The 14,155-nt window shown below is 45.6% G+C and carries 11 protein-coding genes; 4 read left to right on the top strand and 7 right to left on the bottom strand.

All coding sequences use genetic code 11. From position 1 onward, the window contains the following. Positions 1–452: PDZ domain-containing protein (locus Q0N89_RS08975; RefSeq protein WP_294035549.1), on the top strand; the 452-nt coding region annotated here is incomplete at its 5' end. A gap of 50 nt (positions 453–502) precedes the next feature. Here the strand turns inward: Q0N89_RS08975 and Q0N89_RS08970 are convergent. Both Q0N89_RS08970 and Q0N89_RS08965 read right to left on the bottom strand, forming a co-directional pair. Beyond that, a complete protein-coding gene (locus Q0N89_RS08970) occupies positions 503–1,225 on the bottom strand; it encodes a pseudouridine synthase (RefSeq protein WP_294035547.1) in 723 nt (240 codons plus the stop codon). A 144-nt stretch (positions 1,226–1,369) separates the two neighbouring features. Next, positions 1,370–3,448, bottom strand: coding sequence for an OmpA family protein (locus tag Q0N89_RS08965; protein ID WP_294035545.1), 2,079 nt, complete (start codon positions 3,446–3,448; stop codon positions 1,370–1,372). Between the two features lie 316 nt (positions 3,449–3,764). Between Q0N89_RS08965 and Q0N89_RS08960 the strand changes: the two genes are divergently transcribed. Continuing rightward, a complete protein-coding gene (locus Q0N89_RS08960) occupies positions 3,765–4,370 on the top strand; it encodes a rhomboid family intramembrane serine protease (RefSeq protein ID WP_078253352.1) in 606 nt (201 codons plus the stop codon). Between the two features lie 80 nt (positions 4,371–4,450). Here the strand turns inward: Q0N89_RS08960 and Q0N89_RS08955 are convergent, their stop codons facing one another. After that, positions 4,451–5,524: an enoyl-CoA hydratase/isomerase family protein gene (locus Q0N89_RS08955; protein ID WP_294035542.1), complete on the bottom strand. Its 1,074-nt coding sequence runs from the start codon at positions 5,522–5,524 to the stop codon at positions 4,451–4,453. Between the two features lie 197 nt (positions 5,525–5,721). Between Q0N89_RS08955 and yaaA the strand changes: the two genes are divergently transcribed. Further along, positions 5,722–6,504: a peroxide stress protein YaaA gene (yaaA, locus tag Q0N89_RS08950; protein ID WP_294035540.1), complete on the top strand. Its 783-nt coding sequence runs from the start codon at positions 5,722–5,724 to the stop codon at positions 6,502–6,504. Positions 6,505–6,522: 18 nt separating this feature from the next. Next, the gene (locus tag Q0N89_RS08945) at positions 6,523–7,608 is read left to right on the top strand and encodes a thermonuclease family protein (RefSeq protein WP_294035538.1); all 1,086 of its coding nucleotides are present in this window, start codon (positions 6,523–6,525) and stop codon (positions 7,606–7,608) included. A 124-nt stretch (positions 7,609–7,732) separates the two neighbouring features. Here Q0N89_RS08945 and Q0N89_RS08940 read toward each other — a convergent pair whose 3' ends face one another. The 4 genes from Q0N89_RS08940 to Q0N89_RS08925 form a co-directional block, all read right to left on the bottom strand. Further along, positions 7,733–8,476 carry an ATP-binding protein gene (locus Q0N89_RS08940; RefSeq protein WP_294035536.1) on the bottom strand — a complete coding sequence of 248 codons (744 nt, stop codon included), beginning with the start codon at positions 8,474–8,476 and terminating at the stop codon, positions 7,733–7,735. Between the two features lie 5 nt (positions 8,477–8,481). Next, positions 8,482–10,122: an IS21 family transposase gene (gene istA / locus Q0N89_RS08935; RefSeq protein ID WP_294035534.1), complete on the bottom strand. Its 1,641-nt coding sequence runs from the start codon at positions 10,120–10,122 to the stop codon at positions 8,482–8,484. An 843-nt stretch (positions 10,123–10,965) separates the two neighbouring features. After that, positions 10,966–11,337, bottom strand: a complete 372-nt coding sequence (locus tag Q0N89_RS08930; protein WP_294035532.1) for a hypothetical protein — start codon at positions 11,335–11,337, stop codon at positions 10,966–10,968. Continuing rightward, a partial coding sequence (locus Q0N89_RS08925; protein ID WP_294035530.1) for a hemagglutinin repeat-containing protein occupies positions 11,334–14,155 on the bottom strand: 2,822 nt, incomplete at its 5' end. The genes Q0N89_RS08930 and Q0N89_RS08925, both read right to left, overlap by 4 nt.

Genomic DNA, 14,155 nt, shown 5'->3' with positions numbered 1-14,155 from the left:
TCATCGTATCGATGATGGGTGATGCGCCATGGCAAGCATTTTATCAAGCCTATGTTGTCGGCACTGATACGCTGCCACTATCGGACGCCCTTGCCAAAGTCGGTATCACGCTTGAAAGCACGGATAAAGCCAAGCCGTGGGGCATGAGCGTGGACGAAAAAGCCACAGGGCTAAAAATCAAACATCTGCACCGTGATAGCCAAGCAAGCCTAGCGGGGCTAAGCTTTGGTGATGTCATCATTGCCATCAATGGACTTAAGGCGACAACCGCCCTTCTACACCGCCAAATCGCCCATCAGCAAGCCACAGGGCAAGCGGTACAAGTACACGCCTTTCGCCGAGATGAGCTCATCATCTGCCAAGTACCTGCCGTTAGCGAAACTGTGCCCGCTACGATTCATCAAGAAGTTCGCTTAAGCGGCGACGGTGGTCAATGGCTGACATTTGGGTGATGGCACATTATCAAGCTAATATCGAAACGCAATCATCCGCCATACGCCCATCATCCGCCAAATTTCGGTGGTCGTGGGCGTTTTGGCTTTGATGCCATTAAGTGTCGATTTGCTGGCGTTGATGACTTATGATGTTGAGATGAATGAGCAGGTTTTGGTGCATCGCTGATGCCTAATTTTCTCAGCTCATCATCAGGCACATTCAGCGTACGATACTCACCCACTGCCAAATCACCCAATGTCCACTGTCCCACTTGATAGCGAATCAGACGCAGACATGGCAAGCCCACTTGCGCCACCATACGGCGGACTTGGCGGTTTTTGCCTTCGACGATACTGATAGCAAGCCAAGCGGTGGGGATCGTGGTACGAGTGCGAATCGGTGGCGTACGAGCCCATAGCGTGATGGGTAGCTCATCATCAGCTAGATGCTTGACGATGGCGGGTAGGGTTTTGCCGTCTTTGAGCATGACACCTGTACGCAAGGTATCTAACTGCTTAGCCGTCGGGATATTTTCGACTTGTACCAAATAAGTCTTGGCGTGCTTGGCATCATATTTGGCATTGATGGCGGTTGGCGGTGTGGTGATGGCATGATTGAGCCCGCCATGATCGGTGAGCACCAGCAAGCCTTCAGAATCCTTATCAAGCCTACCCGCCACTCGCAAGGTCTTATCCTTGATAAAATCCGCCAAAGTCGCCATCTCGTCATAATCCTTGCGAAATTGGCTATGCACCCCATAGGGTTTATTAAACAATACAACTTTTGCCATCACACCACCCAAACATACTATCCAAAGCACCCACAGACCGACCAAGCAATACACTTAAGCAACCCGCTCAAGCCAAATCAAACCCACAAAAAAACCAAGCGATATCATACCGCTTGGTTTGGTTTTTGGCAATTGCCGAGCGTCTTATTTTGACTCAGGCTGTGCAGTTGGCGCAGTTGCACCTTTGACAGCAAATTCAATACGACGGTTTTGGAAACGGCCTTGCTCGGTGGCGTTGCTTGCTACTGGTTGGTCTGGACCCATGCCAGCAGTCGCCAAGCGTGATGCGTCCACGCCTTTTGATACTAGGTAGTCACGCACGGCATTGGCACGAGATTCAGACAGTTTTTTGTTCATCTCAGCATTGCCTTGGCTGTCGGTATGACCTGTGATTTGTAGGCCTGCATCTTTGATTTCAGCCATTTTTGCAACCGCCAAATCAAGGATAGCTTTGTTATCCGCAGGAATATCGCTCTTGCCTGATGCAAAGTTGATGATTTGTAGGTTCAATGCCTTGACCAAATCTTCAGCCGTTGAGCTTGCAGTTAGCGCTTCAAGTGCTTTTTTGGCAGCTTCGTTGCCTGATGCAGTGGCAGCAGCAGCGTCAAGCTTTGGTTCTGCTTCGACGGTGAAGTCAGCAGGTACGGCGGCTTTGGCAGCTTCAACCAGTTTTGCCACTGTTGCTTCATCAGCAGCATTAAAACGGATGGTCTTATCAACGATTGACACAGATGCATTTGGCACGCCTTTCATCACGCCTAGGATGGCAGGTAGTTGCTCTGCAGCTGGTAGGGTAGCTGCGTGCGATGCAGCAACATCTGCTTGACACGCATCAGCACCAAATGCCGTGCTTAGGGCTGATTTGATACCAGTAACGACATCTTCAGCGCCTACTTGGGTACGGCATGACTGTACGGCATTACCAGTGTCATCCATAGCAATATTGACAGTTGCAGGCGCTGCATCAGCGTTAGCAGCTGCGTTGGCGTTAGCATCTGCTGCTTGTGGGTTTAGTAGTGATTCGATTGTACCTGCTTGGACATCAAAATCAGCAGGCACGATGCCTTTGGCTTGCTCAACCAATTTTGCCACAGTCGCATCATCAGCACCGCCAAAACGGATGGCTTTGTCAGCCACGCCCAAAGTAGCATTTGGCACGCCTTTGATTAGGCCAAGTAGTGCTGGTAGATGTGGTTCAGCTGCCATGCTATCAGCACGGTCAGTTGCTGTGTTTAGCTCACACTTATCAGCGGTGAACACGCCTGCGATCGCGGCACGGATATTACCCACCAAGCCTTCTGAACCTGCTTGAGCGGTACATGATGCGATAGCCTCACCTGTGCTATCCATCGTTACGCCAAGTACGGCAGGGTTGATGGCGGTTGCTGCATTACCTGCGGTCGCTTCTTTGGCAACTGGTGCCGCCACAGGCGCAGGGGTATCTTGACAGCTACGCAGTAGTAGCCATGCCAGACCTGCAAAAATCAACAAACCGATAATCGGCAATAGGCTCTTTAAGAAACCGCCTTTTTTCTCTTCGCTTGCCACAGGTGCTGAAGTATCAACATGGGTGGCAGCTGGTGCAGCTTTTGGCGCATCAGCAGTGGCGGTAGTTGCGGTAGTCGCAGCAACAGCTACGGCAGCTGTCGCAGCAGTTGCACCCACAGCCGCAGCGGCAACAGGAGCTACTGAGCTGTCTTTTTCTTCGGCAACTGGTGCAGCCACAGGTGCTGCAGCGGCTTGTTTATTCACCACAGAATTTGCCAAAGTCGCACCGCCTGCCAACGCGCCTGCAGGTAGTAGTGAGCTTGCCCATGCAGGCAATACGCCATTAAAGCCTGTCAATGCTGATTTGGCAAATTGAGCAATCGATGCGCCACCTGCCAATTCTTCGATTTTTGCAAAGCTATGCGCTGATGCTGATGCGCTGATGGCAGACACCGCATCGCTTGATACGCCAAATTCTTGGGCAAGCTTAGCGCTCATCGCTTGTTGTACATCGCTTGGCATGACCGCATCAAGGACTGCTTTGCCATAGTCTGCTGATTCGTCAGATACATCAGCAACACGGGCAGCCGCATCACCTTGCGATAGATAAGCGGTGAATAGTGGATAAAACACAGACAAAATGTTTGATTTGGTTTGGCTATCACCTGCCACATCCTTAGTCATCGCAAGGACATAAGGGGTAACAAATTCGTTTAATTTTTCAAATAAGTTCATGGGTTTGCTCCGATGCAATCGTAAAAAAATAAGCATAAAAATAAAATAAGGCTTGCGTATATTTTGACCGATTTTGCTGACAGATAAAAGGGCCTGCAACAATAGATAAACAAAATCACCCCATTACCGCCAAAAATACCCCAAATTGTTACAAAAACATCATACAGCCGAGCAAATTTTATCAAATATCATCAAATGCTTGATTTTTTGATGGCAAATTTGCCAATAATTTTGCCAATTAATTGACCAAAAAACACAGCCAAAACACGCAGATAATGCTATACTGACGGCAATTTTTTTAATAAATTCACACGATATGAACCACACTACCGCCATTATTATCATCACTGTCATCATCAGTATCGCCGCTTGGCAATCTCGAGCGTTGTTTGAGCGGTTGATTTTTTGGCCGCCTGCCATCAAGCGTGGGCAAGTCGATCGCCTATTGACGCATGGATTTATTCATGCCGATGGGATGCATCTATTGTTCAATATGTTTACGCTGTATTTTTTTGGGCGGGTGATTGAGCAGTTTTATATCAGTCGCTTTGGTAATCTTGGCTTTGTGGCGTTTTATGTATTGGCGGTGATTGTGGCGATTATTCCTACTTATCTGACCCACAAGGACAATCCCCGCTACTCAAGCTTAGGCGCATCAGGGGCGGTATCGGCGGTGCTGTTTGCATTTATTTTGTTTGCGCCGTGGGAGACGATTTATTTGTTTGCAGTGTTGCCCATTCCTGCGATTGTCTTTGCCATTGCTTATGTGGCGTATAGCATTTGGGCGGATCGCCGTGGCGGTGGCACGACCAACCATTCGGCGCATTTGTTTGGTGCGGTGTTTGGCGTAGTGGCGACCATTGCCATTGAGCCACGCTTGATGCTACATTTTATTAATGCACTGCTTAATCCATCATTTTAATCGGCTACTTGATGGATTATCAAGCACTGATCACGGCATAAATTAGCGTTCATGCCGTGATTTTTTTGCTTTGTAAAGGCTTACCAAGCGACAAAATGCCGATCCAGATGCGCCTGTGGCAAGCTATCCACCGTATAATGCCACTTGGGGTTTTTATCTTTATCAATCAATAATGCCCGCACCCCTTCGGCAAATTCCCCAAAATGACAGCAGTACAGTGCCACTATCAGCTCCATATCCATCACTTCATCAAAGCTTTTGTTGTCGACTTGATGATAAATCTGCCAAGTCAGCCCTGCTGATGTTGGACAGCCTTTTTGGTAATTGGTCAGTGCTGTTTTGATATAGTTATCACAGTCATCTTGCGTCATATAGCGTTGCACTTTTTTATCAAATGCCAATAGACTATCGACACTTACAAGCTCATTTGCCACTGCCTGATGTGGCAATAGCCACCCATCATCAAGTAAATCGGTGCGGTGTAGCGTGTCAAGCAAGTCATCTAGCATCTGATGATTGGACGCATCATCCGCCCAAGTCGCTGATTGTAGCGCATCAACCAATCGCCCATAATCATCGCTTGCCATCATCACATCCGCCACACCAAGCGCAATCGCATCTGCACCATTAAAGCGTGCGCCGGTCAAGCCCAAAAACAAGCCCAACCGCTTTGGCATCTGCTTAAGAAAATATGAACCACCCGCATCAGGAAATAGCCCAATCCCCACTTCAGGCATCGCCATCATCGTCGTCTCACTGACGATGCGGTGACTGCACGGCGTGGCAAGCCCCATACCACCACCCATCACGATACCGCTTGCCCAGACGATGATAGGCTTGGCATAGCTATTAATCTGCTTACACAGCCCGTATTCCACCTGAAAGAACTTAAGCGGCTCAGGATTGGGGAAAATCTCACTATTATAAGCATGATACAGCCCACGAATATCACCGCCTGCACAAAACGCCTTTTGTCCTGCGCCACGCATCAGCACCGCCACCACTGACGCATCATCCGCCCAAGTGCTGAGTAGCTCGGATGTGGTTTTGACCATGTCATAAGTCTGGGCGTTGAGCGACTTTGGATTATCCAAGATAATCTCGCCGATACGCTGATGCTCATTAATCGTGATAAATTGATGGATGATACTCATAAGCCTTCCTTGCTACTTCCTTGTGATGCTTGGTTATTCACTGTTGATAAATTGGTTTTGATAAACCACCTTGCCCAAAATTGTATAAAACTTCACCCAAAAACTCAATCAATAATCACAGCCCGCGCAGTCAGCATTTGCCGGATAAATTTGTTATAATGATGGATAATTTCTGTTGATTGATTGGAAAATTTACAATGTATTTTTTAATTTCACCTGCAAAAAATCTAGACGAAAAAACCCCTGTACCACTACCGTTGGCAGACAGCTACACCACGCCTGCACTGATTGATGATGCGACAACGCTCATGCAGACACTCAAGCACTGTGATGTGCTCGACATCCAAGAGCTGATGGGCGTATCTGCCAAGATTGCTGAGCTCAATGTCGCCCGCAATCAGCGCTGGGCGTACCCTTTTGGTGATGATGCCAAGCCTGCGGTGTATTTGTTTGATGGCGATGTCTATACAGGGCTTGATGCTTATGCACTTGACGCACAAGAAATCAGCTATCTGAACACGCATTTGGGGATTTTGTCAGGCTTGTATGGACTGCTTAAGCCACTGGATTTGATGCTACCGTATCGCCTTGAGATGGGGACAAAATTCAAGACACCACAAGCGGACAACTTGTATCAATATTGGGGCGACACCATCACCCATCTGATTAATGAGCGTATCGCCGAGAGTGGCTCTGATGTGCTTGTCAATCTGGTATCTAGCGAATACTATGGCGCTGTCAATCCTAGTAATATCAACGCTCGTATCATCACGCCACGCTTTGAAGATGAAAAAAATGGCAAATTCAAAGTCATCAGCTTTTATGCCAAAAAAGCCCGCGGCATGATGGTGAACTACGCTGCCAAGCACGGCATCACTGACCCCGAAGCACTCAAGGGCTTTGATACCGATGGCTATTATTTTGATTCAGGTGTCAGCGATGATGATAACTGGGTGTTTCGTCGCTTTGAGCAAGCTTAAAGGGATTTGGATAAATTTATGGCAAAGCCCACCAAGCGTCGCACCAAAGCCAAAACACCCAAAAAAAGCACGCCCATTCATCATTTGACCGCACTGCCCCAATGGCAACGCCTGCTACTGTGGGCGATGGTGCTTGTGATGGCGCTGTGTGCACTTGCCATGATGATGGTTCAGCCCATTGCAGGTGTGCTATGGCTGATTGCCGGCATCTTGCTTGCGCCGCCTGTGATTAGCCGTCTAAGATGGCGAGTTTTAACCCATGTGGCGACAAGCCTTGTACTGACTGTGCTTGGCTTGATTGTCTCGGTGATTGTCGGTAATCGTGAACACAACCCTACCGCCACGCTAGACACCAGTGCCCAAATCGCAAGCCAAGCGCAAGCGATTGCCACACAGCGTGCCAAACAAGCCGCCGACAGCATCAGTGATGGCATGAGCGATGGTATCTTGCTCGGTGCTGATACAGATGGCAAAGATGGTAATCAAAGCACCGCCAAGACAGCCAAACAAGATAACAGCTTATCCAACAGTATTCGTGATGCCATCAAAGACATCAGCGCGCCCATCATCAAGCTACAACGCTCGGTGCAAACGCTTAGCGACCAACTTGCCAAGCTTGACGGTAGCACATCTAGCACCCAGCCATCTGGCAGTGCTGATACGCAGTCCAATCCACTAGACGACACCAACGCCATCACCTGCCGTATCGTCGGTATCTCTGATGGCGATACCGCCACTTGCCTAGATAAGCAAAATCAACAGCTCAAAATCCGCTTTGCCCAAATCGACGCCCCCGAAAAAGGACAAGACTTTGGACAAGCTGCCAAAAAACAACTCTCTGAGCTGATTTTTGATAAACAAGTCGCATTAGCCGTACATGACAAAGACCGCTATGGACGCACCGTCGCTGAAGTATTCGTCGATGGCAAAAATGTCAATAAACTGATGGTCGCCACAGGCTATGCATGGGCGTATCGTGCCTATATGACCGACAGCGATTATCTACTGCTTGAGACCCAAGCCAAAAGTCAAGGCATCGGTCTGTGGTCAGCACCCAACCCCATCTATCCTGAAGACTATCGCAAGGCGAAAAAGACCAACTGACTGCAAACTCTCCTCCCAAATGCCCGCCCATTCTCATTCATCGTGCCCATATACTCGCATTCGTTGTGATCGGGTATTCTCATATGACATGACCGGCAAATTGTTCATCTGCCGGTCATGTTGATTATTTTGTATGCTTACGATTGGCGTGTCGTTTTCTCAATGATTCCCCCTGTAATTGCACTCGATATGCTCGATGCACAATTCTATCCAAAATGGCATCTGCCAAAGTTTTATCTTGAAATAAACCATGCCAAGTTTCAACTGGATACTGACTTGTGATAATCAAGCCACCGACAAAGGATTGCTTCTCAATGATGCTTAAAAGCGCCGTACAAACATTTGATGGTATGCCACCAACACCGAAGTCATCAATGATAAGCACTTGTGCTTTGGCATATTTTTGTTGAGTTTTAAGCAAAGTACCATCCATTTGCGACAAGCTGATGTCCTCAAACAGCTCGTGTACACTAACAAATAGTATTTTTTTAAAATTTCTGCATGCTTGGTTACCCAAAGCGCACGCAAGCCAAGTCTTACCAGTGCCTGTTGCGCCCAGTATGGCAACAGCCGCACACTCATCAATCCAATAATCATCAAATAAATAATCAATTTGTGCTGTTTTACCAGCATGGCCGTGATGCATTGATTCAATGGATGCGTTAGGGTAGCAGAATTTTGCAGCCTTGATCAGCTTTTTGATTGTATTATTGCGCCTAGCAGTGATTTCGCAGGTTAATAACTCATCCATAATCTGCATCGGATTCATTTGCTGTTTTATCATACGCGCATAATGGCTGTCAAAATAGCGTGCCATATGGCTGAGTTTTAAACTTCTTAATTGCTCAATAATCTGTTGTTTTAACATAGGCATTAGTCCAATTTAAATTCATGATTGTAAGGCGTAATATCGGCATAATAACTCGCACCTCGCAGATTATCATGAGTCTGGGTCTTGTGGCCGACGCCCAGCTTGGATGTATCATCTGTTGCATTCATGACAGTGCTATGTGATGTGCCAGAAAGAGCACTTTTAAGATATGCTCTTTGTTTAAACAGATTAATCACTCTGTCAATCTGTGTAATCCGACATTCATGCGCATATACAAATCCTTGTTCAATCAGATTGTAAGAAAGGTTATTATCCATCAAATAACGCTTAAGCTGGTTGAGTTTTTTAAGATTACTGGCATAATTGCGATGATTGTGCAAATAATTATCGATGGATAAGTGGGTATAATGACCCACTTGCGCCGCCCAGTGCAATAAGGCTTCTGGCTGCATCTGCTGAGATAGCTGATGGTTTTTGGGCATATGCTCAAACAAGATGCTACTGCCGCTGGCAAGCTTACGATGTGTTGCAACACAAATGCCATAGTGATAAAAATACACTGTAGAGCAGGTGATTTTAGCATCCACTCGACTACCGATTAAGGCATGGGGTACAGAATACTCTGCTTGATTGATAGTAACGGTATAAAACTCACTCACACGCAGGTCGTATTGCCAATGACACACCTCATATGCTTGTGCAGGCAAAGGGTTGAGATGCATTTTTTCAAAAGCATCAAAGTTGTGTCGTCGCCCCTTTGGGTAGGTTTTGGTGATTTTGTTGTTGAGTTGTTCCAATGGCGCTTCTATGGCACGATTGAGCTCGTCTAAGCTAAAAAATCTACGGTCTCGCATCATTGCCAAGATATTTTGCTGTACAGCTTTAACAGCAAGTTCAACCATGCTCTTATCCTGCGGCTTTCTGGCCCTAGTGGGTAAGACAATGAATTGGTAGTGATTGGCAAGCTCTGCAAATGATGCATTGATGATTGTTGTCTCTCGATTATTTTTGATGACCGCTGATTTTAGGTTGTCTGTCACCAGTTTTAATGGCACGCCACCAAAATACTCAAACATACGGATATGGCACAATTGCCAATCCTCAACGCCTTGTGAAGCAACGGCAGTACAAAATATCAACCCTGAAGCTGGCAATACACCGACAAAGATTTGTGCCGATATCGTAACACTGCCTGTCTTGGCATCATAAATGGATATGACGCTCCCACAAAAGTCCACTTGCGCCATGTCGCCTGCGGTATAATGTTGTCTTTGTGAGAGTTTTAAGGATTTTTTGTGTTTGGCGTAGGCTTTACAAAATTGCGAATATGAAATACCGTAAGGATGGGCCCGTCGGAATTCCTGCCATAGTCGCTCCAGCGTGACATTGGGTCTGTGCATCTGTTCATGGATGTACTGCCAATCTGGATGGGGTTTGATTTGATGCAAAGTGCGAGCATTGTTTGAGACTGCCAAGCCAAGCTTCTCACGCAATTTCAACTCATCCAAGCTAAGCAAATGCTCATAATTTACCTGACCATCATCACAACTTTGTTCACATAGCCGTCGTACTTTGCGTGCTGTATTGGCAGAAATCATCAATTGACGGCCGATTGCACGATTGCTCATGCCAAGTGCCAACTGTCTGATGATGTTTTGAATCTTCTTTATGGGGAGTTTCATTACATATCCTTAGAATTAATTAATAAATAAATTCAATTTTTTAAGGATACAAAAGCCCCCAACAGGGCTTGACAAGTCAAACACTGTTTGGGATAATGAAACTGTCGTGCAGACAACTTCATCATAAAAACGCTACCAATTGCCGTTGGTGGCGTTTTTGCTGTGTATCCATCACTGTTTTATAACTAAGTCATGGCCAGCTCCTTGTTTTCTATCTGAAAAAATCAATCAAAGCCAAATACAAATCTGGCTGTGTTACAATTCGTGGTTATTTTGAATATTAGCACAAAGCGTTAAGTAAATAAAGGGTAAAATTAATTTATATTAGTTTAAATAATTTAAACTAAACAAACATAAAAATGATTAACGGATACTTAGTAAACTAAGATTTTAACCAAAAAATTCCTTAGCTACTGATATATAATGAGTTTTTTAATTATTAAATAAACTATATAATTAGACACGAGGTTACTATGTATCCCCAAACCGCTTTATCAAGAACAAAAAACCACCATCGAAAAGATGGTGGCGGGGTTGGGGTTGGTTGGTTGGGTTTATGTCTTAGCACAACTACAGACCTTGCTTTGTTGGCACATGGGTACGACGTGTGCTTTATGCTGGCACACTATGATTGATGTCTGTCATTGGCTATTGCATTAACTAGAATGTGGTGTCCATCAGGGGTGCTGAGAGTTTGAGATGGGCAAGTGCGTGCAACATAATCCAAAATCTGTTTTGGTGTGATTAAGCACCAAACTCCCCACCAAAGCCAAGCGAAGCTCAGTTAAAAGTTTGACTTGACAGAGGGAGGGGAGATGGTATCCACTAAGCTGATTTTTCAGATTAACTTCTTTGACGACAAGTCTTTTCATCTCTAAATAAATCATGCTGACAAATATCATTATTAGGAAAATCTGGCACGAAATACCCTTTCTCTTTCATGCAATAAGCAGCGTGTATATAACCATCCATGTTTTGTAACATCATATGTGAATTATCACTGGTATTTTCAAAACCACAGGCAAGCATGTCTGCCTTGGTTTTTTCAGCCAACTTACTGCCTTGTTTCGGAAATTTTCCGTGATACCTGTAACTTTTATAAGCGTATGGAAAATCAAAAGATTCCGCCATTAAGCATCCGCTTAACATTAGCATACTAATGATGAAAACAAGAGGTAACAATGATTTATGCAATATCTTAAACATCGCTTTCATTCTCCTTGATTGTCATTAATCTCTACCGATGGTTGATAGACTGGCAACCATCTTGGAAGGTCTGTTTTATTTATCCCTTGACCATTCTTGGGCATTCCGTCATCCCAGTAATTTTTGATGGCACATTTCTCATTCCCTACCCCATAACAACTATGCACCGTAGCTGGATTACCAATCATATTTTTCCACTCACGAATGGTTGAGGTGCCTTCGGAGTTATTGCCACCTGTCGGCTTATTCCATCCAATGACCGTGTGAACAAAATCAGATTTATGTCCTTGCACATGAATGCTCATGTCTGATTTTTCAGCTTCTGTGTAAGCGGGCTTAAATTGCGCTGTGTCATTCATAGGGTCAGTGCTAAGCACTTCACCATTTCTACCTTGTAGCTCTGCCAGTTTGTCGTCTGCATTTTTGACATTGGCAGCAGCACCGACCATGTCGGTGCGTAGGTTGCTGTATTTGCCAGCATCGCCATCATTGAGTAATGATGAATAGGCATTGGTGATGGTGAGTGTACCACGACTATGCCCATCGATTTGCAGGCTTTCAGAGCCACGCTCTTTGATGATGGATTTGATTTCTTGGGCGGCATTGGTTAAGCCCAGTGTATCACTTTCTAGATATTTTTGGTAGGCAGCAACCATCATCTCCGATATAAAATTGTTGGTTTTTGGGAAATGGACGAAATAAATCGGAGTTTCATTCAAATCAATCTCTTTGCCCACTTTCTCATTATCCTTTTCTCTGCGGTTTTGTATCGCATATTTGCCTGCTGCTTCAATGCCATTAAAGATACCGTTGGTGAAAACGCGCGGTGAAGTGTCTTTCTCACTAAGCAAGTTTTTCTTTTCTTCTCCCTCAATTTGAGTGTAAACAAAATTGCCTTTTTCGTCTTTGGTGACACGATATAGCGGCGCTTCTGCGATAAACATCTTACGATGAGCTTCATCACTGTATTTAAACAAGGTGTCAACAGTCGCATCTTTGATGAACTGCTGCGCCTTGGCATCCGCCATCATTTCATCAATATTGGCAGGTGCGATATATCGATGCGCATTCGCTGTGTCATGACTGATGGTATTGAGGCGAGCTTGTGAGTCCGCATCGCTAGCAACCAGTTCACCGTCTGCAATGACGCTGATGGTCTGACTTGTCTCATGATGATTGACATCGCTGCCTTGATTGCCAACCGTATTGGCAATTATTGTCTTGGCTAGTGGGTAGAATTTACCCGAGAATGCCTGACTATCGATTCCATAGCTTTTCACGGTGCTCTCTGCTTCACTGATATTGGTGATGTTAGCAGAGCTAAAGGTAGTGGTTGTAAGCCTGTTTTTATCGCGCGTGGCGTCGGAAGCAATCACAGCACCCAGAAGATCTGTATTGCCACCAACAGCAATATCAAAACCGCCTTTACCAGCGTAGATGCCACTTTGTTCACGCACGGCCTGGTAATTGACTTGGCTGTCGCCTAGCTCTGCACTTACACTACCGCTAACAGGCATTGTAGCACCAAGACTCACATTAATTGAGCCACCATATTGACGCTGCTTACCTTCAAGCTGATAGCTATCTGAGCGACTGTGGATATTTAGGTCGCCGCCTGCACGAGCAATCACTTGTTCAGCTTTGGCAGTAGCGCCCTTGATATTGGTATCATTAGCACTATCCAAGATTAGCAGATTTCCTGCCAAAACTTGGCTGTTTGTTTGTGTTTCACCGTTAGAGTCAGTATTGCCACGACCAACACCACCTGAGGCTGTAAAGCCAAAGCTGGTGTCTGCACCAACACTGACATAAGCACCAACACCGACGCTATGGTTTTTATTATCACTGTCGCTATATTTTAGCTGTGTACTAGATAAGATATTGATGTCATTGTTAGCTAATAGAGCAGTGTTATCCTTGGATATCACTTGGCTACCAACAATGTTTATATCGCCATCATTATCGCCAAACGCATGCAATGTAATATTTTCTGCTTTGATGCTCGAGGCTATATTGGATTCTTGGTAACTGATTGAGTTAGCTTGGCTGGACTGCGAACCAATGGTTGCGGCGACCTTAAAATCAGTCAGTGTATTATTACCTTTTTCACCCCTGTTTGGATTATTGACTTGCGTCTTTTGTTCCTGATATTCAGACCAGGTCATCCAACCATCACCGGCGACGGATAATGCCGCTAGTCTCTTGGAACGCTCATCATCTGTTTGCTCAGCTGCTTGATACATGTTGTATGCCTGCATACCCAAGTCAACGACAGGGTTGCTGACGGAAACACTCACACCACTTTGCTTGAACTTAAAGTCATTGGTGGCGGTTTGTGAATCAGTGGCATTCTCCACATTAATTGAGCGTGCAAAGATGTCAACGTTACCACCTTCTGATGCAGTTCGTGCCTGAATGGTCTGAGCGTTTGTGCTATCAGGTTTGAAGGCTAGGACATCACTGCCCGTTTGCTGATAGGATTGATTTGCGACAATGGTAACATCACCGCCTAGCGCTGCAACTGTTGAACCTGTATGTGTTTTCAACTTGGCCTTATTGGTTTGATCTGTGGTTTGGCGACCAATAGTTAAACTGGTTGGACTAATATCTACCAATCCAGATTTTTTGACAGCATTTTGCTGATGGATGGTTTGATGATTTACCCCAGCATCAATAGAGATCTTACCATCAGACACCAAAGTCACATCACGATCCGCCAAGACTTTTGTTGCCACAATCTGCATATCCCCACCTGATTTCATCAGCGCAGTCTCACCACCCACCATACTTTGAATACTACTATTGCTATCCATCTGATAGGCAGTTT

The sequence above is a fragment of the uncultured Moraxella sp. genome (genome assembly GCF_945873075.1).
In the GTDB taxonomy this organism is placed as follows: domain Bacteria; phylum Pseudomonadota; class Gammaproteobacteria; order Pseudomonadales; family Moraxellaceae; genus Moraxella.
This window is presented reverse-complemented; position numbering and strand designations above follow the sequence as displayed.